At 71.1% G+C, this 23880-nt stretch carries 20 protein-coding genes; 10 read left to right on the top strand and 10 right to left on the bottom strand.

The window, feature by feature from the left end; translation table 11 throughout:
- Window positions 1-67 precede the first annotated feature (67 nt).
- Both ABT085_RS13230 and ABT085_RS13225 read right to left on the bottom strand, forming a co-directional pair.
- The gene (locus tag ABT085_RS13230) at window positions 68-547 is read right to left on the bottom strand and encodes an anthrone oxygenase family protein (protein WP_351605672.1); all 480 of its coding nucleotides are present in this window, start codon (window positions 545-547) and stop codon (window positions 68-70) included.
- Between the two features lie 170 nt (window positions 548-717).
- Complete coding sequence (locus tag ABT085_RS13225) at window positions 718-1428, bottom strand: DUF2293 domain-containing protein (RefSeq protein ID WP_351605670.1); 711 nt, start codon at window positions 1426-1428, stop codon at window positions 718-720.
- A gap of 146 nt (window positions 1429-1574) precedes the next feature.
- On the opposite strand from ABT085_RS13225, the gene ABT085_RS13220 reads away from it, so the two are divergent.
- On the top strand, window positions 1575-2207 hold the full coding sequence (locus ABT085_RS13220; RefSeq protein ID WP_351605667.1) for a nucleoside/nucleotide kinase family protein: 633 nt from the start codon (window positions 1575-1577) through the stop codon (window positions 2205-2207).
- A gap of 90 nt (window positions 2208-2297) precedes the next feature.
- Here ABT085_RS13220 and ABT085_RS13215 read toward each other — a convergent pair whose 3' ends face one another.
- On the bottom strand, window positions 2298-3425 hold the full coding sequence (locus tag ABT085_RS13215) for a magnesium and cobalt transport protein CorA (protein ID WP_351605664.1): 1128 nt from the start codon (window positions 3423-3425) through the stop codon (window positions 2298-2300).
- 218 nt (window positions 3426-3643) lie between these two features.
- Here ABT085_RS13215 and ABT085_RS13210 point away from each other — a divergent pair, with 218 nt between their 5' ends.
- Window positions 3644-4438 carry a methyltransferase domain-containing protein gene (locus ABT085_RS13210; RefSeq protein WP_351605662.1) on the top strand — a complete coding sequence of 265 codons (795 nt, stop codon included), beginning with the start codon at window positions 3644-3646 and terminating at the stop codon, window positions 4436-4438.
- 279 nt (window positions 4439-4717) lie between these two features.
- On the opposite strand, the gene ABT085_RS13205 is transcribed toward ABT085_RS13210, so the two are convergent.
- The 4 genes from ABT085_RS13205 to ABT085_RS13190 form a co-directional block, all read right to left on the bottom strand.
- Window positions 4718-5632, bottom strand: a complete 915-nt coding sequence (locus ABT085_RS13205; protein WP_351605660.1) for a carbohydrate kinase family protein — start codon at window positions 5630-5632, stop codon at window positions 4718-4720.
- Entirely contained in the window at window positions 5629-6537 is a 909-nt protein-coding gene (locus ABT085_RS13200; protein WP_351605657.1) for a pseudouridine-5'-phosphate glycosidase, read from the bottom strand. Before ABT085_RS13200 ends, ABT085_RS13205 begins: the two co-directional genes overlap by 4 nt.
- Window positions 6538-6725: 188 nt before the next feature.
- Window positions 6726-7280 (bottom strand): methylated-DNA--[protein]-cysteine S-methyltransferase, encoded by a 555-nt coding sequence (locus tag ABT085_RS13195; RefSeq protein ID WP_351605655.1) that lies wholly within the window; start codon window positions 7278-7280, stop codon window positions 6726-6728.
- Between the two features lie 78 nt (window positions 7281-7358).
- Window positions 7359-8231 (bottom strand): glycerophosphodiester phosphodiesterase, encoded by an 873-nt coding sequence (locus ABT085_RS13190; protein ID WP_351605652.1) that lies wholly within the window; start codon window positions 8229-8231, stop codon window positions 7359-7361.
- A 282-nt stretch (window positions 8232-8513) separates the two neighbouring features.
- Here ABT085_RS13190 and ABT085_RS13185 point away from each other — a divergent pair, with 282 nt between their 5' ends.
- The 6 genes from ABT085_RS13185 (at window position 8514) to ABT085_RS13160 (ending at window position 17092) form a co-directional block, all read left to right on the top strand.
- The gene (locus tag ABT085_RS13185; RefSeq protein ID WP_351605650.1) at window positions 8514-9380 is read left to right on the top strand and encodes an MHYT domain-containing protein; all 867 of its coding nucleotides are present in this window, start codon (window positions 8514-8516) and stop codon (window positions 9378-9380) included.
- Window positions 9381-9420: 40 nt separating this feature from the next.
- Window positions 9421-11568, top strand: coding sequence for an excinuclease ABC subunit UvrB (gene uvrB, locus ABT085_RS13180; protein WP_351605647.1), 2148 nt, complete (start codon window positions 9421-9423; stop codon window positions 11566-11568).
- 156 nt (window positions 11569-11724) lie between these two features.
- Window positions 11725-12303, top strand: a complete 579-nt coding sequence (locus ABT085_RS13175) for a TerD family protein (protein WP_351605645.1) — start codon at window positions 11725-11727, stop codon at window positions 12301-12303.
- A gap of 102 nt (window positions 12304-12405) precedes the next feature.
- Complete coding sequence (locus ABT085_RS13170; RefSeq protein ID WP_351605643.1) at window positions 12406-14523, top strand: TerD family protein; 2118 nt, start codon at window positions 12406-12408, stop codon at window positions 14521-14523.
- 286 nt (window positions 14524-14809) lie between these two features.
- Entirely contained in the window at window positions 14810-15811 is a 1002-nt protein-coding gene (locus tag ABT085_RS13165) for a TerC family protein (RefSeq protein ID WP_351605640.1), read from the top strand.
- A 180-nt stretch (window positions 15812-15991) separates the two neighbouring features.
- Window positions 15992-17092 carry a calcium:cation antiporter gene (locus ABT085_RS13160; protein ID WP_351605637.1) on the top strand — a complete coding sequence of 367 codons (1101 nt, stop codon included), beginning with the start codon at window positions 15992-15994 and terminating at the stop codon, window positions 17090-17092.
- An 85-nt stretch (window positions 17093-17177) separates the two neighbouring features.
- Here ABT085_RS13160 and ABT085_RS13155 read toward each other — a convergent pair whose 3' ends face one another.
- The gene (locus ABT085_RS13155) at window positions 17178-18482 is read right to left on the bottom strand and encodes an MFS transporter (protein ID WP_351605635.1); all 1305 of its coding nucleotides are present in this window, start codon (window positions 18480-18482) and stop codon (window positions 17178-17180) included.
- A gap of 150 nt (window positions 18483-18632) precedes the next feature.
- Between ABT085_RS13155 and aroQ the strand changes: the two genes are divergently transcribed.
- A complete protein-coding gene (aroQ, locus tag ABT085_RS13150; protein WP_351605632.1) occupies window positions 18633-19106 on the top strand; it encodes a type II 3-dehydroquinate dehydratase in 474 nt (157 codons plus the stop codon).
- Window positions 19107-19185: 79 nt separating this feature from the next.
- On the opposite strand, the gene ABT085_RS13145 is transcribed toward aroQ, so the two are convergent.
- The gene (locus ABT085_RS13145; protein ID WP_351605629.1) at window positions 19186-19842 is read right to left on the bottom strand and encodes an MBL fold metallo-hydrolase; all 657 of its coding nucleotides are present in this window, start codon (window positions 19840-19842) and stop codon (window positions 19186-19188) included.
- A gap of 44 nt (window positions 19843-19886) precedes the next feature.
- Window positions 19887-20573, bottom strand: a complete 687-nt coding sequence (locus tag ABT085_RS13140; RefSeq protein ID WP_351605627.1) for a maleylpyruvate isomerase family mycothiol-dependent enzyme — start codon at window positions 20571-20573, stop codon at window positions 19887-19889.
- A gap of 221 nt (window positions 20574-20794) precedes the next feature.
- Here ABT085_RS13140 and uvrA point away from each other — a divergent pair, with 221 nt between their 5' ends.
- Window positions 20795-23833 carry an excinuclease ABC subunit UvrA gene (gene uvrA / locus ABT085_RS13135; RefSeq protein ID WP_351605624.1) on the top strand — a complete coding sequence of 1013 codons (3039 nt, stop codon included), beginning with the start codon at window positions 20795-20797 and terminating at the stop codon, window positions 23831-23833.
- The last annotated feature ends 47 nt before the right edge of the window (window positions 23834-23880 follow it).

The raw sequence follows: 23880 nt of genomic DNA, 5'->3' as shown, positions 1-23880 counted from the left end.
CCGACGTGGGCTCGCGGAGGTGCCCACCGCGTCCCCGGACGGGGGTCCCGGCAGGGCCGCGGCACGCTCAGACGAGCGCCAGCAGGTACACGACCGCGGACAGCGCAGAGGCGGCCACGCGCACGTGGTTCCATCTCGTCCACTCGCGCAGATACGACGGCCAGTAGGCGGCCGCCTCCGGGGTGTCCGGCGCCGGCCTCAGCAGCTGGGCGTTGCGCGGCACGTTCGCGACCACCGTCACCCCGAACGAACCGGCCAGGTACAGCGCGCTGCCCAGCAGCAGCTCGACCGTCCCGTCGTCCGGCCACAGGACGAACGTCACCACGGCGATCACCGCGCACACCGTGGCCACACCGAAGAACACGACCATGAACGCGGGCGCCAGGGCCGAGGAGTTGATCGCGTTCATCGCGGCGACCCCCTGGGCCGGCGGCAGCGCGGCCAGTCCCCGCATGACCAGAACCGAGAAGGCGTAGAAGACACCGGCCATCAGTCCGGTGCCGAGGACACCCAGCGCCGCCAGCACCAAGTACGGTCCGTCGATCATTTCTGCGTCAGCTCCCACCCGTCGAGCCGAGATCCTCCCCGGCACCTTCCGCCATCACAAGTGATTTCATGGCCACCGGCCTGTGGCCACCAGCCGGCGCGCAGCGGCCACGGTCGCGGGGGGCGGAAGCCTGTGTGCCTGCCGGGCCCGTACGGCAGGGCCGCGCTCCCTCACCTGGCCGGGCCGGGCGCAGCACCACGCCACCCCGCGAGCGCCGACTCCACGTCCGCCGCGATCTGCCGCCGCGCCCGGTGCCGGGGCACACCGCTCATCAGGAGCTCGTCGTAGGGGGTGTCCACATGCCTTACGGAGGCCACGACCGCCGAGACGACCGCGCCCTCCGAGAGCGCCCGGCCGGCCGCGCTGCGCCCCACCCGGCCACTGCCGCGCGCCGACGCGTGCGCCGCGATCTCCTGCGCCCGGCCCTGGGGCATACCGGGGAACAATCGTCGTATCTCCGCCGTGAAGGCGGCCGTGAACCGCACGTCCTCGGCCGCCCGCCGTCGGGCGTCCCGCGCCCGGCGCCGCCTGCGCGCCTCCGCGTCCGCCAGGCAGCGACGTTCGGCGCGGGCCAGCGCGGACTCCTCGACCAGGATGCCCTGGCGTTCGTACCGGGCCTGGCGCCGGTTGAACCGCACGACCACCGCCGACAGCCCGCTCTCCTCCCGCGATCTGCGGGTCAGCGCCGTGTCACCGCGCGGCAGGAACACCAGATGCCCGAGGTCGGCGCAGTCGAGGCAGCGCGGTGCACCGTCCTCGAGGACGAGCATCGGCAGCGGCCCGCGACGGCACCCGGCGCACTGCTTGCGCCGCACAGGCTGGACGACGACAGGTCCACCATGAAGTCCGGCACCGATACGAGGAGTTGCAAGGAGCGCCATATCGGGTTCTTTCCCGCCGGTGAGCCCGCCGTCACACACGTCCGCGGCGCGCGGACACGCGCGACCGGCGTGCACCGCTCCGGGCGCGGGACCGGGCGTGGGACCGGCGGCCGTCGTGCCCCGGTGCGAGGCGGCATCATGGCGGTGTGCGACTCGAAGCGATCACCTGGGAACGGCTCGGCGACCTGCTCGCCGAGCGGCTGCTCGACCTGAAGCCGGGCGACGGCAGCCCCTGGCCCCGGGTCGCCTTCGACGGCGCCCCGGCGGCCCGCCCCGGAGACCTCGCCGAGCGGGTCGCCGAAGCCCTGCGCCTGCGCGGCCGTCCCTCGGCCGTCGTCGCGGCGGAAGGCTTCCTGCGCCCGGCCTCGCTCCGGCTGGAGCACGGGCACCACGACGTGGAGGCCTACTACGACGGCTGGTTCGACACCGGCGCCCTGTGGCGCGAGGTGTTCGGACCCCTCGAACCGGGCGGCGACGGGCGCATCCTGCCCGACCTCTGGGACCCGGTCTCCGACCGTGCCACCCGCAGTTCCTACGTCCGGCTCCCGCCCGGCGGCATCCTGTTGCTGCACGGCCCCCTCCTGCTGCGTCACTGGTTCCCGTTCGACCTGAGCGTCCACGTCCTCCTCTCCCCGCCCGCCCTGCTCCGCCGCACCCCCGAGGCAGACCGCTGGACACTGCCCGCCTTCGAGAACTACGAGCGGGAGACCGACCCGGCCGGCACGGCCGACGTCCTGGTGCGCGCGGACGACCCACGGCACCCGGCGTGGGGCGGCTGACCCGCCCACCGGACCGCAGCCGCGCCCCGGAGCCGGCGGTTGCGCCGGAAGCCGTGCCTCAGGTCCGGCCATTGCACCGGAAGTCGTGCCTCAGAGCCAGCCGTTGCGCCGGAAGCCGCGGTGCAGCACCAGACAGGCGACGGCGATCACGCCGAGGACCAGGGGGTAGCCGAACTGCCAGTGCCGCTCCGGCATGTGATCGAAGTTCATCCCGTACACCCCGCAGACCATCGTCGGTACGGCGATCACCGCGGCCCATGCCGTGATCTTGCGCATGTCCTCGTTCTGCGCCACCGTGACCTGCGCGAGGTGCGCCTGGAGAATGGAGTTGAGCAGTTCGTCGAAGGACGCGATCTGCTCCGTGGCCCGCAGCAGATGGTCGGAGACATCGCGGAAGTAGGCCTGTATCTCGGCGTCGACCACCCGCATGGGCCGGTCCGAGAGGTCCAGCAGCGGCCGGGCGAGCGGGACCACCGCCCGCTTCAGCTCCAGGAGTTCCCGCTTGAGCTGGTAGATGCGGCCCGGGTCGGCCCGTCCGCCGTCCGCCGAGAACACGTCCGTCTCGACCTGGTCGATGTCCGACTGCATCGAGTCGGCGACATGGAGATAGTCGTCGACCACATGGTCCGCGATCGCGTGCAGCACTGCCGACGGTCCCTTGGCGAGCTGGACCGGATCGCTCTCCAGCTCCTCGCGCAGCGGGCCCAGGGAGCCGTGCCGTCCGTGCCGCACAGAGATGACGAAGTCACGGCCGACGAACACCATGATCTCGCCGGTGTTCACCACCTCGCTGGTCGCGGTGAGTTCCTCGTGCTCGACGTAGCAGACTGTCTTGAACACCGCGAACAGTGTCTCGCCGTATCGCTCGACCTTCGGACGCTGATGCGCCTCGACCGCGTCCTCGACGGCCAGCGGATGAAGGTCGAACAGCTCGGCGATCCCCGCGAACTCCCGGTCCGTGGGCTCGTGGAGACCCAGCCAGACGAAACCGTCGCCGTACTTGCGCACCCGCGCCACGGCATCGACCAGATCCCGCCCGCCCGGTGTCCGGACACCGTCCCGGTACGTCACGCAGTTCACCACGGAAGAGCCGAGAGGGGACCGCGCGGGGTGACTCAGGTCGACGCGTGGGCGTCGACGTGTGAGCCGTGCCACCTTGCGGAGGCCCCCGACCCTGCCGAGTTCGGTGACCCTTCGCAGGTTCCCTGCCATGGACATCTGGATCTCCTCGCGTGGATCTCCTCGCGCCGTACTGCCGAACTGCCGTACTCCTGCGCCCTGGCGTGCCAGTCTGCCAGGTACGGGGGAGCGGCGGAAAAGCCTGTGGAAACAGGAGATTCCGCTTGGTTCCCGCCTGTGGACGGCACCGGCCTGCTCCGATGACGCGGGGAGCGTCGTCCGCACGGGACAAGCGGCACGACTGGGATGATCGGGGCATGACGCGAGCCGACCGGTATCTCCTCGACAATCGCCAGTCCGAGGCGGCAGAGCGATTCGACGCCTTCGCCGCCCTTTTCGACCCCACCACGTTCCGGCACATGGAGAAGCTGGGGATCGGACCCGGCTGGCGCTGCTGGGAAGTCGGTGCCGGCGGTACCTCCGTGGTGTCCTGGCTGGCCAGGAAGGTCGGGCCGACCGGAAAGGTCGTAGCGACCGACATCGACGTCTCACGACTGGCCGCCGTGGCCGGGCCCCCGGTCGAGGTGAGCGTCCACGACGTGGGCGCGCAGGAGCCGCCGGAGGCGGATTTCGACCTGGTGCACGCCCGGCTCGTCCTCGTCCATGTCCCGGACAGGGAGCGGGCGCTCCAGTCGATGATCAAGGCCCTGCGCCCCGGCGGGCGGCTCCTGATCGAGGACGCCGACCCGGCGCTGCAACCGCTTCTGTGCCCCGACGAGCACGGTCCGGAGCAGCAGCTCGCGAACCGCCTGAGGCACGGATTCCGCTCACTCCTGGCCGACCGTGGCGCCGACCTCGCGTACGGGCGCAGGCTTCCTCGGCTGCTGCGCGAGGCCGGGCTGCACCAGGTCGAGGCCGACGCGTACTTCCCGGTCACCTCGCCCGCCTGCACCGCCCTGGAGGCGGCGACGGTCCGGCAGATCCGCGGCCGCCTGGTCGAGGCGGGCCTCGCCACGGACCAGGACATCGACCAGCACCTGGCGAACCTGGCCGCCGGCAGCATGGACCTGGCCACCGCCCCCATGATCTCGGCCTGGGGCCGCAAGCCGTAGCGGCGCAGGGCCCGGCAGGCGCGAGGCCGGGCCGGGCCCTCCGGGCGTGAGGCCGGGGCGGGGCGGGCGGGCCGGGGCGAGGCGGCCGCGCGAAGCCCGCCGCGTGCCGGCCGCGCCCCTGCGTCCGCGGGACTCCGGCCATGCCTACGCCCGCCGCGGGACTTCGGTCACACCTACGCCCGCCGCGGGTCCTCGCCGTGGGCCTTCATCCGGCCGTGCGTATGGCCCGTCAGCGCCTCCGCGCGCTCTGCGATCGCCGTGCGCTCCACGGTCGCCGTCTCAGTGCGACCCGGGTGGTCTCCCGCCGACCCGTTCGACCGCCTGTGCCCCGGCCCGGCACCCTTGCGCCGCGGCCTCCTCGGGTTCGGCCCCGGCGAGCAGGGCCGCGAGGAACGCGCCCGTGAAGGCATCGCCCGCCCCCGTGGTGTCCCGGGGCGTCGCCGGCACCGCGGGGACGCGGGCCCGGACGGTGCCGGACCTGGCCACCAGCGCACCGTCGGCGCCCTGCTTGGCGACCACCAGCGGGACGTGACGGCTCAGCTTGGCCGCCGCGTCCGCCGTGTCGGGCAGCCCCGTGAGCAGGCACGCCTCGTCCCGGCTCGGCAGCAGGACCGTCACCCCCGCGGCGAGGTCCAGGAACCGCTCGACGCCCAGGCCGACCAGAAAACCGGCCGACGCGGGATCCAGGCTCACCGGCACACCACGCGCCCGTGCCGACTCCAGGGCCGCCGCCACCAGGGCCCGGCTCGGCTCCGAGAACAGCAGATAGCCCGACAGATGCAGCCACGCGACCCCGTCGAGCAACGCATCCGACCAGTCGCCCGGGTCGAGTCGCAGGCACGCGCCGCTGTCGGTGAGAAACGTCCGCTCCGCCGCCCCTCCCGTGTCGACCAGGCAGATCACCGTCCCGGTCGGCGCCTGCGCGTCCACGACCAGCCGCGGCCGCACCCCGTGACAGGCCAGCTCCCGCTCGTGCCAGGCGGCCGCGTCCGCGCCCACCCGCCCGAGCATCCGCACCTCGGGACAGCCCCAGTGGGCGGCCCAGCACGCGACGTTGGCGCCCGCGCCGCCGGGCAGGGTACGGATCGAGGCGGCCGTGTCGGTGCCGGTGGCGAGCGGCCCCCGATGCCGGGCCACGACATCCGTGACCACGTCACCGACGACCAGCAGCGCCGCGTCCCGTCCGGTCGTCATCTCCCGGCCCACGCCGCCGCGATCCGGCCCGCCAGCCTCACGTTCCCCCGTACGGCCGCCAGATTGGCGCTCAGCGAGGCGCCGTCCGTGTGCCGCACGAGGTGGTCGAGCAGGAACGGAGTGACCGCCTGCCCGGTGACGCCCTGTTCCTCGCACGCGCTCAGCGCCTCGGCGAGCACCCGCGCGTGCAGCTCGGGATCCAGCTGCTCCCGCTCGGGGACGGGCTGGGCGACGATCAGCGCCGACTCCGGCCCACCGACCGCGTCCTGCGCCCGCATGACGTCCGCCACCTGCCCCGGGGTGTCGAGCCGCCAGTCCACCGGGTGGCCCGAGTCCGACAGATAGAAACCCGGGAAGCGGTCCGTGCCGTACCCCGCCACCGCGACCCCCAGCGTCTCCAGCCGTTGCAGGGTCGCCGGCACGTCCAGGATGGACTTCACGCCCGCGCACACCACCGTGATCCGGGTCCGTGCCAGCAGCCCCAGATCCGCCGACTCGTCCTGTGTCACGGTCCACTCGCGGTGCACCCCGCCGAGTCCCCCCGTCGCGAACACCCGGACGCCCGCGAGCGCTGCCAACATCGCGGTCGCCGACACGGTCGTCGCCCCACTGACCCCCGCGGCCACCGCGAGCGGCAGGTCGCGATGGCCGAGCTTGCGGATCCCGTCCTCGTTCGCGACCCGCTCCAGCTGCTCCTTGTCCAGGCCCACATGCGGCCGCCCGTCGAGGACGGCGATCGTCGCCGGTACGGCACCCTCCTGCCGTACGACGGTCTCCAGCTCCAGCGCCACCTGAAGGTTGCGCGGGCGCGGCAGCCCGTGCGCGATGATCGTGGACTCCAGGGCCACCACGGGCCGACGCGCGGCTATCGCTTCCCGTACCTCATCGGACACCACCAGCACCACGCGCCTGCCTCCTGTCTCGCGGTTCTCCCTCATCTCTGGCGGGCGGCGCGTCCGGTCAAACCCGCGCGGGCGGAGGGGACGACACCGGCAGCCCCTGCGCCCTCGCGGTCACCGCAGTGGACGCCTGCGGGCCGACGCCCCCCCGAACGGCGTGAACGCTCCCGAGACGGGTGTCCGGTCCGCGGTCCTCAGAACAGCGGCTCGGGCAGCACACCTTCCAGGGCGAGCAGTTTCCGCTTGGTCTCCAGACCGCCCCCGAACCCGCCGATGCCGCCGTCGCTCTCGACGACCCGGTGACAGGGCACGATCACGGGCAGCGGATTGGAACCCATCGCGACGCCCACCGCCTGTGCCGCCCCCGGCTGACCGACCCGGCTCGCCAGATCGCCGTAGCCGACGACCGCGCCGAAGGGGACGCCGGACGCCAGCTCCCGCAGCACCTGCCGGTTGAAGCCCGAGCTCAGCGACCAGTCCAGTGGCAGCTCGAAGGTACGCCGCTCACCGGCGAAGTAGGCCTCGACCTGGCGTATCGCCTCCGCCAGCAGCGGGGAGCCGGGCGCCTCGACGGGCGTGGTTCCCAGCCGGTCCGCGAGCCGGCCGAGCGACTTGTCGCGCACCGCGTCGGTGGCGTGGAACACGACGTTGACCAGGCCCGTGCCGGTCGCGGCCAGCAGCAGCGGACCGATGTCGGTGGCGACGACGGTCCACACGACCTGCTGCTCGTACTGCCCAAGGCTGTCCATGCGCCCCACCGTACGGCCCGCCACTGACAACGCCCCCGGAACCGGACACCGGACAGTCGTCCCGGGCGGCCGGCGGGGTCAGCACCCGGAGAAGGCCTGGCGCACGAGGTCGGGCTTGTCGGTGATGACGCCGTCGACCCCGTACCCGGCGACCTTCCGGGCGGTCTCCGCGTCGTCGACGGTCCAGGCGGCGACCCCCATCCGCCTGCCGTGCGGGCCCGTGAGCGCGTGCACCGCGGACACGTACGCCGCGGACAGGGACCCGTGAGAGGCGTTGATCCGGTCGGTGAAGGCCGCGTAGCCGCGCAGGTCCCGCACGGCAGGGCTGCCGAGGAACCCGGTGGTGACGGCGGGCTCCAGGTCGTGGACCGTGCGCAGGCTGTCCGCGCTGAAGCTCTGGACGACCAGCCGGCGGGCGAGGTGCTGCCGGTCGAGCCAGCCCTCGTTGCCGAGCAGCTTGAGGATCTGCTGCTCGATACCCGGGTACAGCTCCGGGTCCTTGATCTCCAGGAGCAGGTTCTGACGGTTGTGCTCGACGCGGCGCATGTACTGTTCCAGCGTCGGCACGCGCACGCCCGTGTAGGGGCGGCCGAACCAGCTGCCCGCGTCGAGGCGTGCGATCTCGGCGGCTGTGAAGTCCTTCACCTTCCAGGGCGAGCGGCCGGGGAAGACCCGCTCGACGTCGGTGGTGCGCCGGAGGCTGTCGTCGTGGATCACCACGAGCGTGCCGTCCTTGGTGCGCTGGACGTCGTTCTCCACCCAGTCGACGCCCAGCCCGGCGGCCCGGTCCACGGCTGCCAGGGTGTTCTCGGGGGCGTAGGACGAGGCACCCCGGTGGGCGATGACCACGGGCCGCCGGCCGGAACGCGCCCGGGCGTCGGAGGCGGGCGTCAGAAGGGTCACGGCGGCCAGGAGCGCGGCCGTCATGACGGCAAGTGCGCGCGCGTACATGCGTACTCCTCGCGTCGGGCGACTACGTACGGTTCAACTGTGACAGCAGAGCGTCCGCGGTGAGGGGTGTGCGAGGTGGCCGCAGCCTGAACGGAGGCCGTCGTGCCTGCTCACGGTTGCCGCACATGTGCGGCAATAGTGTGTTTCTTTGCCGGAGAATCGTTCGGTCAATGCGGTGAGAGTCATACTCTCTGCCTCGGCCTCGACCGCTAGGACGGTCCTGAGGGAGGGGGATAATTAAGGCGATTCAGGACCGAAACACCGGGCGGAGGGCAGCCGAGCATGCATGGCACGGTCGACGGATTCAGCTACGGTCTCGTCACACCGCTGGTGGCCTATGTCATGGCCTGCCTCGGTGGTGCCCTCGGACTCCGCTGCACCACCAGGGCCCTGCTCGTGACCCAGTCCTGGCGTCCGGGCTGGCTCGCCCTCGGCTCGGCGGCGATGGGTTCCGGCATATGGACCATGCATTTCATAGCGATGATGGGCTTCTCGGTCGCCGAGTCGCCGATCCGCTACGACAGGCCGACGATGTACGCCAGCCTCGCCGTGGGCGTCGTCATGGTGGGCGTCGGGATCTTCATCGTCGGCTACAAGGGCGCCAAGGGAGCGGCCCTGTTCACCGGGGGCACCATCACCGGTCTGGGAGTGGCCTCGATGCACTACCTGGGCATGGCCGGAATGCGCCTGAACGGAGTCCTGGAGTACAGCACGCTGACGGTCGCCGCCTCCGTCGCCATCGCCATGGCCGCCGCCACCGCCGCCCTGTGGGCGGCCGGCCAGGTCCGGGGGCTGCGCTGGAGCGTGGGCGCGAGCCTGGTGATGGGCCTGGCCGTCAGCGGGATGCACTACATGGGGATGGCCGGCCTCAGCGTCCATCTGCACGCCACGCCCCACGCCGCCTCCGGCGACTCGCCCGCGGCGCTGCTCGCCCCCATGCTCATCGGCCCGCTGGCCTTCCTCTGCCTCGCCGGTGTCGTGGTGGTGTTCGATCCGCTGATGGTCATGGGCAGGCCCGAACGGGTCGTGGCCGAGCCCAAGCCCGGCATCCCGGCCCATCCGGTCGTGGAGCACTCGGGCCGCCGGGTGCCGCCCCGGCCCCGGCGGGAAGCGGTGCAGCGCCGCTCCCGCACCCCGCAGGGCCGCTGATCCGGCCCCGTTGTCAGTGGGGGGCCGTACGGTGGAACCCATGCGGCCCGTTTCCCACATCGAACGCACGGTGGCGCCCTTCGAGGTCGTCAGCCCCTACCAGCCCAGCGGCGACCAGCCGGCGGCCATCGCCGATCTGGCCCGGCGCATCGAGGCCGGTGAGAAGGACGTCGTCCTGCTGGGCGCGACCGGCACCGGCAAGTCCGCCACCACGGCGTGGATGATCGAGAAGCTCCAGCGCCCCACGCTCGTGATGGCCCCGAACAAGACCCTGGCCGCCCAGCTGGCGAACGAGTTCCGCGAGCTGCTCCCGAACAACGCGGTCGAGTACTTCGTCTCGTACTACGACTACTACCAGCCCGAGGCCTACGTCCCGCAGTCGGACACCTACATCGAGAAGGACTCCTCGATCAACGAGGAGGTCGAGCGCCTGCGCCACTCCTCGACCAACTCGCTGCTCACCCGCCGCGACGTGATCGTGGTCGCCTCGGTCTCCTGCATCTACGGCCTCGGCACCCCGCAGGAGTACGTGGACCGCATGGTCCAGCTCAAGGTCGGCGACGAGATCGACCGCGACCAGCTGCTGCGCCGCTTCGTGGACATCCAGTACACGCGCAACGACATGGCGTTCACCCGCGGCACCTTCCGGGTCCGCGGCGACACCATCGAGATCTTCCCGGTCTACGAGGAGCTCGCCGTCCGCATCGAGATGTTCGGCGACGAGATCGAGGCGCTGTCCACCCTGCACCCGGTCACCGGCGAGATCATCAGCGACGACCAGCAGCTCTACGTCTTCCCCGCCACCCACTACGTCGCCGGACCCGAGCGCATGGAGCGGGCCGTCAACGACATCGAGAAGGAGCTCGGGCAGCGGCTGACCGAGCTGGAGAAGCAGGGCAAGCTCCTGGAGGCGCAGCGCCTGCGGATGCGGACCACCTACGACATCGAGATGCTCCGCCAGATCGGCAGCTGCTCCGGTGTCGAGAACTACTCGATGCACTTCGACGGCCGCGAGCCGGGCTCCCCGCCGAACACCCTGCTCGACTACTTCCCCGACGACTTCCTGCTCGTCATCGACGAGTCCCACGTCACCGTGCCGCAGATCGGCGCCATGTACGAGGGCGACGCCTCCCGCAAGCGCACCCTCGTCGACCACGGCTTCCGGCTGCCCTCCGCCCTGGACAACCGTCCGCTGAAGTGGGAGGAGTTCCAGGAGCGCATCGGACAGACGGTCTATCTGTCGGCGACTCCCGGCAAGTACGAGCTCTCGCGCGGGGACGGCGTCGTCGAACAGATCATCCGGCCCACCGGCCTCATCGACCCGGAGGTCGTCGTCAAGCCCACCGAGGGGCAGATCGACGACCTGGTCCACGAGATCCGCAGCCGGGTCGAGAAGGACGAGCGCGTCCTGGTCACCACCCTCACCAAGAAGATGGCCGAGGACCTCACCGACTACTTCCTGGAACTCGGCATCCAGGTGCGCTATCTGCACAGCGACGTCGACACCCTGCGCCGCGTCGAGCTCCTGCGCGAGCTGCGGGCCGGCGAGTTCGACGTCCTCGTCGGCATCAACCTGCTGCGTGAGGGGCTCGACCTGCCCGAGGTGTCCCTGGTGGCCATCCTCGACGCCGACAAGGAGGGCTTCCTGCGCTCCGGCACCTCCCTGATCCAGACCATCGGCCGTGCCGCGCGCAACGTCTCCGGCCAGGTCCACATGTACGCCGACAAGATCACCCCGGCGATGGAGCGGGCCATCGACGAGACCAACCGCCGGCGCGAGAAGCAGGTCGCGTACAACACGGCGAACGGCATCGATCCGCAGCCGCTGCGCAAGAAGATCAACGACATCGTGGCGCAGATCGCCCGCGAGGACGTCGACACCGAGCAGCTGCTCGGCTCCGGCTACCGCAAGGCGAAGAAGGACGGCCACGGCACCAAGGCCCCGGTGCCCTCCCTCGGCGGCAAGGCGGCCGGCGCGAAGGCCGGCCGGTCCGCCAGGGCCAAGACCAAGGAGACGGTGCCGACCGACCGCCCCGCGACCGAACTCGCCGAGCAGATCGAGGAACTGACGCAGCGGATGCGCGCCGCCGCCGCGGACCTCCAGTTCGAGATCGCCGCCCGACTGCGTGACGAGGTGTCCGAGATGAAGAAGGAACTGCGTCAGATGCGGGAGGCGGGCCTGGCCTGACCCTGCAGCCACACCGGACCCCGGCGCAGCGTGCTGTGTTGCAAGACCGACACAAAGTACGGACCGGGGTTCGGCACTGTCAGTGGCTCTGCGTAGGGTTCTGGACAACCCGCGGAATCCGCGGCAACCGGGGACAGTTCGAGAGGGGAACAAGCCGTGACCGTCAACATGACCAAGGGTCAGGCCATCAGTCTGCAGAAGAACGACGGAGGCAGCCTGACCGCGGTACGCATGGGTCTCGGCTGGCAGGCTGCTCCCCGTCGCGGCCTGTTCGGCTCGCGCACCCGTGAGATCGACCTCGACGCCTCCGCCGTCCTGTTCGCGGACAAGCAGCCGGTCGACGTGGTCTTCTTCCGTCACCTCGTCAGCGACGACGGCTCGGTGCGCCACACCGGCGACAACCTCGTCGGCGGTGTCGGCCAGGGCGGCGACGACGAGGCCATCCTCGTCGACCTCCAGCGCATCCCGGTCCACATCGACCAGATCGTCTTCACCGTGAACTCCTTCACGGGCCAGACCTTCCAGGAAGTGCAGAACGCGTTCTGCCGTCTGGTCGACGAGACCAACGGCCAGGAACTCGCCCGCTACACGCTGGCGGGCGGCGGCGCCTACACGGCCCAGATCATGGCCAAGGTGCACCGGGCCGGTTCGGGCTGGTCGATGACGGCCCTCGGCGCTCCGGCCAACGGCCGTACCTTCCAGGACCTGATGCCGGTCATCCTTCCGCTTCTCTAGCGCCGGGCGTCGCGACGGGACGAAGTCTGCCTGTCGCGGCACCGGGCGGAGCGGCGAGCGGCACACGACGACACGGTGGCACGGGGCAGGGAGACGCGGGCGATGACGGCCGAGCTGGTACGGGGACAGAACCACCCGCTGTCCCAGGTCCGCCTGGAGATCCGGGTCTCCGCCGGCACGCCGATCGTGGCCGGTGCCACGCTCGGCGACGAGGACGGCAGGATCCAGGGCGTGGAAGGGGTGGCCCATCCGGGCTCTCCCGCCCTGCCCGGACTCGAGGTCTCCCGGCAGGCGGCCGCCGATCACCGCCTCGCGGTGGACCTGGCCGCCGTGCCGGAAGCCGTGCACCGGGTGAGCGTGCTGCTCGCACTGCCCGCCGGCACGGGCGGTCCCGCCCGCTTCGGCCTGGTCGCGGCGCCGTTCGTCGCCGTCACGGGCCTGGACGGCACCGAGATCGCCAGCTACACCATCACCGGACTGGACGCCGAAACGGCCGTCGTCGCCCTGGAGCTCTACCGCAGAGCCGGGGCCTGGAAGGTGCGCGCCGTCGGCCAGGGCTACGCGGGCGGTCTCGCCGAACTCCTCGCCGACCAGGGCCTGCCCGAGGCCCGGCAGCTCGCGGCCGGTGTCGACGAGGCGGTCTCCCGCGGCCTGGCCCGCTCGGTCCAGGGACCCGTGCCGAGACCGGCGGACGGCGACCGCTTCCGGCAGCCCGCGGCCCGCGGCCCGGAGCACGGTGGGACCCCGCCCCAGGGCAGCGCGGGCTCCGCGGCGCCCCAGCCCGTCACCCGGCAGGGACTCCAGGACCCGTACGGGCCGCAGGCGCCGGTCGGCCCGGGGCAGTCCGGGCAGCAGAACGCGCACCCGGGCGGTGCCACGCCCGCCGGCCCTGCCGTCACACCGTCCTCCGGGCCCGCGGATCCCTCCGCACTCACCCCTTCCGGCGCGCCGGCCACGCCCCCTGGCGGCCCGTCCGGCACACCGGCCGCCGCCACCGGGCCGATCGACTACACCCATCCCGGCCGGCGGAACGCCACACCGCCCCCGCCCCCGCCGGCCGCGCCCCCGGCCGCGCCCGGGGAGCCCGCCCGGCCCGTCGCGGGCGACGCGACCGGATGGTCCATGGAGGAGCGGCTCTACAACCAGGTGTGGGGCATGTTCGAGGACCTCGCCCGCACCACTGCCGCCTACCGCAGTGCGGTCGACTTCGCCGACTCCCGCCGGGAGAAGGAGCTCGACCAGGTGCTGTCCGACCCGCGCGCCAGGATCGGCGGACAGGGCGACGCCGCACGCGACGCGGCCCACGACAAGTACGCCCGGCTCGTGGACCAGGCCACCGAGGCCCTGGACCGGGACGTCGCCCAGCTCGCCGCCGAGGCCGAGGTCGTCGAGCCCGCGCTGCCGCCGGCGTACGCGGGCTGGGACAGTCCCGTCTGGCACGGCTATCGCGTGCCGATGGAGATGCCCATGGCGCTGCGCATCGGGGACCTCCAGCTGCCCGAGGCGCCGCAGCTGCGCATCCCGATGCTGGTCAGGCTGCCGCTGGAGCGCGGCTTCTGGATCGACAGCGCAGGTTCCGGATCGTCCGACGGGACGTTCGCCGACGATCACGAACTGCGGCACCTCGCGATGACCACGGCGGTGGCGCACGCGGCCCGGCTGCTGGCCGTGCATCCGGCGGGCGAGTTCACCGTGCACGTGATCGACCCGGCCGGTTCGGCGGCGCAGCCGCTCGCGCCGCTGGTGCGGGCCGGTGTGCTGGCAGGACCGCCGGCGGTCGGCGCCGCGGGGGTGGCGGACGTCCTGGGCCGGCTCACCGAGCGGGTCGACCTGGTCCAGATGGCGGTGCGCGGCGGTGCCGCGGACTCGCTGCCGCCCGGCTTCGACACGTCCCAGCAGCTGCTCGTCGTCAACGACTTCCCGCACGGTTTCGACGACCGCGCGGTGACCCAGCTCCGCTACCTCGCCGACGAGGGGCCGGCCTTCGGCGTCCATCTGATGATGGTGGCCGACCGTGAGGACGCCTCCGGTTACGGTCCGTTGCTGGATCCGCTGTGGCGCTCGCTGCTGAGGCTCACCCCGGTCCCGGACGACCACCTCGCCGACCCGTGGGTCGGGCACGCCTGGACGTACGAGCCATCGCTGGTACCGCCCGGCAGTCAGGTCCTCGGGCAGGTGCTCGCGCAGGTGGCCGAGGCCCGTCGAACCTGGCGGGGCTGACAACCCCGCACGCTTTCACCAAGCCCGCGTAAAGCCTACTGAACAGCATCTTTGGTTTTCTCTTTACTAACCACTTTACCTTCCCTTGGTGATTGGGGTACTGTCTTCCCACGGAGGGGAGTACTCCCTGTCTGTGCGGCGTACCCGTCAATACGGATCCGGCAGGATCCCGGGGCGTCGGCCCGTGCGGCCGCTGGAGCGTCATCGACGCCGCGGCCCGGGGTGGAAGAGACCTCCGGCAGCACAAGAACGCTGACTACATGCCGTTACGTATGCCGGAGGCACCATGGATGTTTCCCTGACCCTGTGGGTCCTGACCATCGCGGGCCTTGCCGCCCTGATCGCGGTCGATTTCTTCATCGGCCGCAAACCGCACGACGTGTCCCTCAAGGAAGCGGGCACCTGGACGGTCGTCTGGATCGTCCTGGCCGGACTCTTCGGTCTCGGTCTGCTGCTCTTCGCCGGCGGTCAGCCCGCCGGGGAGTTCTTCGCGGGCTTCATCACCGAGAAGTCGCTGAGCGTCGACAACCTCTTCGTCTTCGTCCTGATCATGGCGAAGTTCGCGGTGCCGACGCAGTACCAGCAGCGCGTCCTCCTCGTCGGCGTCCTCATAGCCCTGGTGCTGCGGGCCGTCTTCATCGCCGCGGGCGCCGCGATCCTCGCCAGCTTCGCCTGGGTCTTCTACCTCTTCGGCGCCTTCCTGATCTGGACCGCCTGGAAGCTCGTCCAGGAGGCCCGTGCCGACAAGGACGAGGAGGAGTTCGAGGAGAACAAGCTCCTCAAGGCCGCGGAGCGACGCTTCGGGGTGGCCGACCGCTACCACGGCACCAAGCTGTGGATCCGGCAGAACGGCGGGCGGGTCATGACCCCGATGCTGGTCGTGATGCTCGCGATCGGCACCACGGACGTGCTGTTCGCGCTCGACTCCATCCCGGCGATCTTCGGCCTGACCCAGGACCCGTACATCGTCTTCACGGCCAACGCGTTCGCGCTGATGGGCCTCAGGCAGCTGTACTTCCTCATCGGCGGTCTGCTGAAGAAGCTGGTCCACCTCTCCTACGGCCTGTCGATCATCCTGGGCTTCATCGGCGTCAAGCTGGTGCTGCACGCGCTGCACGAGTCCGGCGTCCACGTCCCGGAGATCAGCATCCCCGTCTCGCTCGGCGTGATCTGCGCCGTCCTGATCGTCACCACGATCACCAGTCTGCGGGCCTCACGGAAGCAGGCGGCGGCCGAGACGGCACGCGGCGACAGCGAGGGAGCCGCGCAGGACAGCATCGGCGTCTGACTGCGCCGACCGCAGGGACCACATCGCCGGGAGGGGTGACGGCGCACCGCCGTCACCCGATCCCGGCGCCACCCCCGGGTGAGGGGCTGCCGGAGAACCGAGAACCGAGAGCCGAAGGAGGCGAGCATGTTCACGAAGTCGCGGAATGCGAAGCGCGAAGGCCTCTGCGACGATCGCTCCATGATCGCTCGGCTCAGGTCGCTCGCCACGCAGTGGACGTTCCTCGTGCCGCTGGCCGCGGTCGTCCTGCTGGTCCTCACCTGGGGACGCAGCCTGCCCGGCGTGCTGGTCGCCGTGGTGACCGTGGTCCTGGCCGGAGCGGTGCTGGCCGCCGTGCACCACGCGGAGGTGGTCGCCCACCGGGTGGGCGAACCCTTCGGTTCCCTGGTGCTGGCCATCGCCGTCACGATCATCGAGGTCGCCCTGATCGTCACCCTCATGGCGGACGGCGGAGCCAAGAGTTCGACCCTCGCCCGGGACACGGTCTTCGCGGCGGTCATGATCACCTGTAACGGCATCGTCGGCCTGAGCCTTCTCGTCGCCTCGCTGCGCCACGGCACGGCGATCTTCAACCCCGAGGGCACCGGCGCCGCCCTCGCGACGGTCGCGACCCTGGCCACCCTCAGCCTGGTGCTGCCCACGTTCACCACGAGCAAGCCGGGCCCGGAGTTCTCCACCGTGCAGCTCACCTTCGCCGCACTGTCCTCGCTGATCCTGTACGGCCTGTTCGTGGCGACCCAGACCGTACGGCACCGCGACTACTTCCTGCCGATCGCCCGGCAGGGCGGCGGGATCGCGGTGGACGAACACGCCGTGGCGCCGTCCGCCCGCACCGCGCGGATCAGCCTGGTGCTGCTGGCACTCGCCCTGATCGGAGTCGTGGGCCTGGCCAAGGGCGTGTCGCCGGCGATCGAGTCGGGCGTCGAGGCCGCCGGACTGCACCACGCCGTCGTCGGTGTGATCATCGCGCTGCTCGTGCTGCTTCCCGAGACCATCGCCGCGCTGCGGTCCGCCCGCCGCGACCGGGTGCAGACCAGCCTCAACCTCGCCCTCGGATCGGCGATGGCCAGCATCGGCCTGACCATCCCCGCGGTCGCCCTCGCGTCGCTCTGGCTCGCCGGCCCGCTCGTCCTCGGTCTGAGCGCCACCCACATGGTGCTGCTCGCCCTGACCGTGGTGGTCAGCTCGCTGACCGTGGTCCCCGGCCGGGCCACACCGCTCCAGGGCGGCGTCCACCTGGTGCTGTTCGCCGCCTACCTGGAGCTTGCGATCAACCCGTGAAGGCGTCGCCAGGGGCCGGGGCGGTCGGTCCAGACGGGTCCGGTCCACACGGGTCCGGTCCACACGGGTTCGGTCCAGCACGGGTTCAGTCCAGGACGGTTTGTGCCACCGGGACGCGCACCGGACGGGTCTCCGGCAGCAGGGTGAAGCAGCCGAGGCTGAGCAGCGCGATACCGGTCAGATAGGCGCCGACACCCCAGGGGACCCGCCCGCCGTGTTCGGCGAGCGCCGTCGCCACGATCGGGGTGAGCGCGCCCCCGAGCACACCGCCGAGGTTGTAGCCGACCGCGGCGCCGGTGCAGCGCACCCGAGGGTCGTACAGCTCCGGCAGATAGGCAGCGATCACGGCGAACATCGTGATGAACGCGATCAGCGCGCCCAGGAAGCCGAGGAACATCAGCAGCGGCGCGCCGGTGGACAGGAGCGCGACCATCGGGAACATCCACAGGGCGCAGCCCGCACACCCGGCCAGGCACATGGGCCGCCGCCCGAAACGGTCACCGAGGACCGCCGCCACCGGTGTCAGCGCGCCCTTCACCACCACCGCGGCCATGATGCACATCAGCATGACCGTGCGGTCGACCCCGAGGCGTTCCGTGGCGAAGGCGAGGGACCAGGTCGTCACGGCGTAGAAGATCGCGTACCCGGCCGCGAGCGCGCCCGCGGTGAGCAGCACCAGCCGCCAGTGGTCGCGCGCGACCTCGGCGAGGGGCAGCCGCGCCTTGTCGCCGAGCTCCAGGAAGCGGGGGCTCTCGGTGATCGACGAGCGCAGCCACAGCCCCGCCACGGCCGGCAGACCCGCCGCCCAGAACGGCACCCGCCATCCCCACTGGGTGAACTGGGCATCGGACAGCGCCGCCGACAGGGCCAGCATCACGCCGTTGGCCAGCAGGAAGCCCACTGCCGGACCGATCTGCGGGAAGCCCGACCACAGCCCGCGCCGGTGCTCCGGCGCGTGTTCCGCGGTCAGCAGCACCGCACCGCCCCACTCCCCGCCGAGCCCCAGCCCCTGGAGGAAGCGCAGGACCAGCAGCAGCACGGGGGCGGCCACACCGATCCTGTCGTAGGCCGGGACACAGCCGACCGCGACCGTCGAGAGGCCGGTCAGCAACAGCGACGCGACGAGCACCGGCCGCCGTCCGTGCCGGTCCCCGACGTGCCCGAACAGCATGGATCCCAGCGGACGCGCCACGAAGCCCACCCCGAACGTGCCGAAGGCGGCCAGTGTCCCGGCCAGCGGTGAGAACGTCGGGAAGAACAGCGGGCCCAGGACGAGCGCCGCGGCGGTCCCGTAGACGAAGAAGTCGTAGAACTCGATGGCCGTCCCGGCGAGCGAGGCGGTCGCGAGCCGCAGCATGCCGGGCGCCCTTACGGTCTGTGCATCGCGCATGACGCGTCAACTACCCAGAGTGACCAAGGGTTACGGGGGCGTGCGGGGGTGCGGCGGGCGCCCGGTGGCACCGTGATAGACCGGGTGCGAGCGGCGCTCCCCGGCGGACCGCCCCTCGTGGACGCTCAGCCCGAACGGACCGGAGGAACCGTGCCCCGCACCCTGGCCAATGCCCCCATCATGATCCTCAACGGTCCCAACCTGAATCTCCTGGGACAGCGCCAGCCGGAGATCTACGGTTCCGACACCCTCGCCGACATCGAGTCCCTGTGCGTCGAGGCGGCGGCGGCGCACGGCGGCACGGTGGACTTCCGCCAGTCCAACCACGAGGGCGAGCTGATCGACTGGATTCACGAGGCGCGGCTGAACCACTGCGGGATCGTGATCAATCCGGGCGCCTACTCGCACACCTCGGTGGCGATCCTGGACGCGCTCAACACCTGCGACGGCCTGCCGGTGCTGGAGGTGCACATCTCCAACATCCACCGGCGTGAGTCGTTCCGGCACCATTCGTACGTCTCGCTGCGCGCCGACGGCGTCATCGCGGGCTGCGGGGTGCAGGGGTATGTGTTCGGAGTGGAGCGGGTGGCCGCGCTGGCCGGACCCGCGCAGGCCGGCGCATAGTCCGGCGCGCGTCGACGCGCGCGCATGATGCGTACCGGGCGCGTGGTCCGGTGCCACGCGCCCGCCGGGCGGGGGAGGTTCACCACCCCCGCGCGTGCCACTCCGGCAGGTGCGGGCGCTCGGCACCCAGCGTGGTGTCGTTACCGTGCCCCGGGTAGACCCAGGTCTCGTCCGGGAGGACGTCGAAGATCTTCGTCTCGACGTCGTGGATGAGGCTGGCGAACGCCTTCGCGTCCTTGCGCGTGTTGCCCACGCCACCCGGGAAGAGGCAGTCCCCGGTGAAGACGTGCGGGTGTCCGTGCGGGTCGTCGTAGACGAGGGCGATCGATCCCGGCGTGTGCCCGACCAGATGGCGCGCGGTGAGCTCCACACGGCCCACCCGGATGATGTCGCCGTCGTCGACCAGGACGTCGGTCGGCACCGGGATGCCCTCGGCGTCCGCCCGTCCGGCGTGGGTGCGGGCGCCGGTGCCCGCGACGACCGCGGCGAGCGCCTGCCAGTGGTCGCCGTGCTGATGGGTGGTGACGACGGACGCGATGCCGTCGTCACCGATCATGCCGAGCAGGGTGTCGGCGTCGTTGGCCGCGTCGATCAGCAACTGCTCGTCGGTGGCCCGGCAGCGCAACAGGTAGGCGTTGTTGTCCATCGGGCCGACCGCGATCTTGGTGATCATCAGGTCCTTGAGCTCGTGCACGTCCGCCGGGCCGCCGACCGTCACCTGTCCGCTGTACGTCATGGCGGTCAGCCTATAGCCGGAGAGCGGCCCGGGGCCGCTCATGGCTACAGCGGAGGCAGCGTCGGAAGCGCCGCTCCGGTCACCGTCAGTGCGGATCCGTCGCGCCGGCCGGCGAGCCAGCAGAGCAGGTCCGCGGGCGACCCGGTGACGGTGACCTCGGGTTCGGCCGCCGACCTGCCCGTGTCCCAGGTGCGTGTGCCGTCGGTGAGGCGGGTGGACGGTACGTCGGCGTGCCCGGCGAACCGGTCGATCAGGAACTCGATCTCCCGTTCCGTGAACTCCGCCGGCAGGTCCTCCGCCTCGTAGCCGATCCCGAGGTCCACGTGGTGCAGCTCGACCTCGACCAGGCGCCGGAACGGCACGCGGGCGGCGGTGTCGCTGACCCCGTTGCGCAGCTGCACCGTGCGCGACCAGTCCGCCGGCGCGGCGCCCGTCTCCTGGAATCGGTCGGCGCTCTTGCGCAGGTCGGCGAGCTGCGTGTCGAGGGGCCGGGGCGCGTCCCGCTCGATGTCGGCGGCGCGGGTCTCGGCGGTGGGGTACATGGGGCGTCCCTCGAGGACGTTCACGAGGGCGTCCGCGTTGCGGGCGAGGTGGGCGAGGACGTGTCCACGGCTCCAGCCGGGCAGCCGTGACGCCTCGGCCAGTGAGGCGTTGTCCAGTTTGGAGACTGCGGCGAGCAGCCGGTCGGTCGCGTCACGTACAGACGCCAGGTCACGTGCGTGATCAATCATGAGGTCGACCCTAGCCCCGCCACTCCTTCGGGTGAAGGATGTAGACCGGGCCCACAAATCGAATGCACGTGCTATAGGGTCGAGTGCGGCGTCGGGCATGCTGGAGGGGCGGGGATTGTTATGCGTCCTGGAATCCGACCGGCGTTGTCAGTGGCTCCCCCTAGTCTGAGAAGCACAGGGGCTCGCCCCTGTCTCTTCTCTCAAGAAAGGTGCGGACCGGCGTGGCCGACCGTCTCATCGTCCGTGGCGCGCGCGAGCACAACCTGAAGAATGTCTCGCTCGACCTTCCACGAGACTCGCTCATCGTCTTTACGGGCCTGTCCGGGTCGGGCAAGTCCTCGCTGGCCTTCGACACGATCTTCGCCGAGGGGCAGCGCCGTTACGTGGAGTCGCTCTCCTCGTACGCCCGCCAGTTCCTCGGCCAGATGGACAAGCCGGACGTCGACTTCATCGAAGGCCTCTCCCCGGCGGTCTCGATCGACCAGAAGTCGACCTCGCGCAACCCGCGTTCGACGGTCGGCACCATCACCGAGGTCTACGACTACCTCCGGCTGCTCTTCGCCCGCATCGGCAAGCCGCACTGTCCCGAGTGCAGCCGGCCGATCTCGCGCCAGTCGCCGCAGGCCATCGTCGACAAGGTCCTGGAGCTGCCGGAGGGGAGCCGCTTCCAGGTACTGTCGCCGCTGGTGCGTGAGCGCAAGGGCGAGTTCGTCGACCTGTTCGCCGACCTCCAGACCAAGGGGTACAGCCGCGCCCGCGTGGACGGCGAGACGATCCAGCTCTCCGACCCGCCCGCACTGAAGAAGCAGGAGAAGCACACCATCGAGGTGGTCATCGACCGCCTCACGGTGAAGGAGTCGGCCAAGCGCCGCCTCACCGACTCGGTGGAGACCGCCCTCGGCCTGTCCGGCGGCATGGTCGTGCTCGACTTCGTGGACCTCGCCGCGGACGACCCCGAGCGCGAGCGCATGTACTCGGAGCACCTGTACTGCCCGTACGACGACCTGTCCTTCGAGGAGCTGGAGCCCCGCTCCTTCTCCTTCAACTCGCCCTTCGGCGCCTGCCCCGAGTGCACCGGCATCGGCACGCGCATGGAGGTCGACCCGGAACTGATCGTCCCGGACGAGGACAAGTCCCTCGACGAGGGCGCCATCCACCCCTGGTCGCACGGGCACACCAAGGACTACTTCGGCCGGCTGATCGGTGCCCTGGCGGAGGCGCTCGGCTTCCGGACGGACATCCCCTTCGCGGGCCTGCCGCAGCGCGCCAGGAAGGCCCTGCTGTACGGCCACAAGACCCAGATCGAGGTCCGCTACCGCAACCGCTACGGGCGCGAGCGTGTCTACACGACCGCTTTCGAGGGTGCCGTCCCGTTCGTCAAGCGCCGGCACGGCGAGGCCGAGAGCGACGCCAGCCGTGAGCGCTTCGAAGGCTATATGCGCGAGGTGCCCTGCCCCACCTGCCAGGGCACCCGCCTGAAGCCGATCGTCCTCGCGGTCACGATCATGGAGAAGTCGATCGCCGAGGTCTCGGCGATGTCCATCAGCGACTGCGCCGACTTCCTGGGCGAACTGAAGCTGAACGCCCGTGACAAGAAGATCGCCGAGCGCGTGCTCAAGGAGGTCAACGAGCGCCTGCGGTTCCTGGTCGACGTCGGCCTGGACTACCTCTCGCTCAACCGCGCGGCCGGCACCCTCTCCGGCGGCGAGGCCCAGCGCATCCGTCTGGCCACCCAGATCGGCTCCGGACTCGTCGGCGTCCTCTACGTCCTCGACGAGCCGTCCATCGGCCTGCACCAGCGCGACAACCACCGGCTGATCGAGACACTGGTCCGGCTGCGCGACATGGGCAACACGCTCATCGTCGTCGAGCACGACGAGGACACCATCAAGGTCGCCGACTGGGTCGTCGACATCGGCCCCGGCGCGGGCGAACACGGCGGCAAGGTCGTGCACAGCGGCGACCTGAAGGGGCTGCTCGCCAACGCGGAGTCGCAGACCGGGCAGTACCTGTCCGGGAAGAAGGCCATCCCGGTCCCCGACATCAGGCGCCCGCTCGACCCGTCCCGGCAGCTCACGGTGCACGGCGCCCGGGAGAACAACCTCCAGGACATCGACGTGTCCTTCCCGCTGGGCGTGTTCACCGCGGTCACCGGCGTGTCCGGGTCCGGCAAGTCGACCCTGGTCAACGACATCCTCTACACCCATTTGGCCCGTGAGCTGAACGGCGCGCGGAACGTGCCCGGACGGCATACGCGCGTGGACGGCGACGACCTCGTCGACAAGGTCGTGCACGTCGACCAGTCGCCCATCGGCCGCACCCCGCGGTCGAACCCGGCGACGTACACCGGTGTCTTCGACCATGTGCGCAAGCTGTTCGCGGAGACGACCGAGGCGAAGGTCCGGGGCTATCTGCCCGGCCGCTTCTCCTTCAACGTCAAGGGCGGCCGCTGCGAGAACTGCGCGGGCGACGGCACCATCAAGATCGAGATGAACTTCCTCCCGGACGTGTACGTCCCGTGCGAGGTCTGCCACGGCGCCCGCTACAACCGGGAGACCCTGGACGTCCACTACAAGGGCAAGTCCATCGCCGACGTGCTGAACATGCCGATCGAGGAGGCGACGGACTTCTTCGAGGCCGTCCCGGCGATCTCCCGGCACCTCAGGACCCTCAAGGACGTCGGCCTCGGCTATGTCCGGCTCGGCCAGTCCGCCACCACCCTGTCCGGCGGCGAGGCCCAGCGCGTCAAGCTCGCCAGCGAACTGCAGAAGCGCTCCACCGGTCGCACGGTCTACGTCCTGGACGAGCCGACCACCGGTCTGCACTTCGAGGACATCAGCAAGCTGCTGAAGGTCCTGTCCGGCCTGGTCGACAAGGGCAACACGGTCATCGTCATCGAGCACAACCTCGACGTGATCAAGACCGCGGACTGGGTCGTCGACATGGGGCCCGAGGGCGGCGCCGGCGGTGGCCTCGTCATCGCGGAGGGCACGCCCGAGCAGGTCGCCGGGGTCCCGGCCAGCCACACCGGCAAGTTCCTGCGCGAGATCCTGTCCCCCGACCGGATCAGCGACGCCGTCCCGGCGCAGGCCTCGCGCCGGAAGACGGCCGCCAAGACGGTCGCCGCCAGGTCGGCCACGAAGAAGACGGCCACGGTCAGAACGACCACGACCGCCAACAACACGGCGACGAAGAAGGCCGCGGGCGCCACGAAGAAGGCCGCACCGGCGAAGAAGACGGCACGGGCCCGCAAGGCCTGACCCGTCGTCCGTACCGCCGGGCCACCGATGACACCGTCATCGGTGGC

Origin of the sequence: Streptomyces sp. NPDC002265, from assembly GCF_040296125.1 — a bacterium.
Classification (GTDB): domain Bacteria; phylum Actinomycetota; class Actinomycetes; order Streptomycetales; family Streptomycetaceae; genus Streptomyces.
This window is presented reverse-complemented; position numbering and strand designations above follow the sequence as displayed.

Bases quoted from the DNA above. Each gene is read 5' to 3' on its own strand.
- ABT085_RS13230 (WP_351605672.1), bottom strand. From the start codon at position 547: ATGATCGACGGACCGTACTTGGTGCTGGCGGCGCTGGGTGTCCTCGGC.
- ABT085_RS13225 (WP_351605670.1), bottom strand. From the start codon at position 1,428: ATGGCGCTCCTTGCAACTCCTCGTATCGGTGCCGGACTTCATGGTGGA.
- ABT085_RS13215 (WP_351605664.1), bottom strand. From the start codon at position 3,425: ATGTCCATGGCAGGGAACCTGCGAAGGGTCACCGAACTCGGCAGGGTC.
- ABT085_RS13210 (WP_351605662.1), top strand. From the start codon at position 3,644: ATGACGCGAGCCGACCGGTATCTCCTCGACAATCGCCAGTCCGAGGCG.
- ABT085_RS13205 (WP_351605660.1), bottom strand. From the start codon at position 5,632: ATGACGACCGGACGGGACGCGGCGCTGCTGGTCGTCGGTGACGTGGTC.
- ABT085_RS13195 (WP_351605655.1), bottom strand. From the start codon at position 7,280: ATGGACAGCCTTGGGCAGTACGAGCAGCAGGTCGTGTGGACCGTCGTC.
- ABT085_RS13190 (WP_351605652.1), bottom strand. From the start codon at position 8,231: ATGTACGCGCGCGCACTTGCCGTCATGACGGCCGCGCTCCTGGCCGCC.
- ABT085_RS13185 (WP_351605650.1), top strand. From the start codon at position 8,514: ATGCATGGCACGGTCGACGGATTCAGCTACGGTCTCGTCACACCGCTG.
- uvrB (WP_351605647.1), top strand. From the start codon at position 9,421: ATGCGGCCCGTTTCCCACATCGAACGCACGGTGGCGCCCTTCGAGGTC.
- ABT085_RS13170 (WP_351605643.1), top strand. From the start codon at position 12,406: ATGACGGCCGAGCTGGTACGGGGACAGAACCACCCGCTGTCCCAGGTC.
- ABT085_RS13165 (WP_351605640.1), top strand. From the start codon at position 14,810: ATGGATGTTTCCCTGACCCTGTGGGTCCTGACCATCGCGGGCCTTGCC.
- ABT085_RS13160 (WP_351605637.1), top strand. From the start codon at position 15,992: ATGATCGCTCGGCTCAGGTCGCTCGCCACGCAGTGGACGTTCCTCGTG.
- ABT085_RS13155 (WP_351605635.1), bottom strand. From the start codon at position 18,482: ATGCGCGATGCACAGACCGTAAGGGCGCCCGGCATGCTGCGGCTCGCG.
- ABT085_RS13145 (WP_351605629.1), bottom strand. From the start codon at position 19,842: ATGACGTACAGCGGACAGGTGACGGTCGGCGGCCCGGCGGACGTGCAC.
- ABT085_RS13140 (WP_351605627.1), bottom strand. From the start codon at position 20,573: ATGATTGATCACGCACGTGACCTGGCGTCTGTACGTGACGCGACCGAC.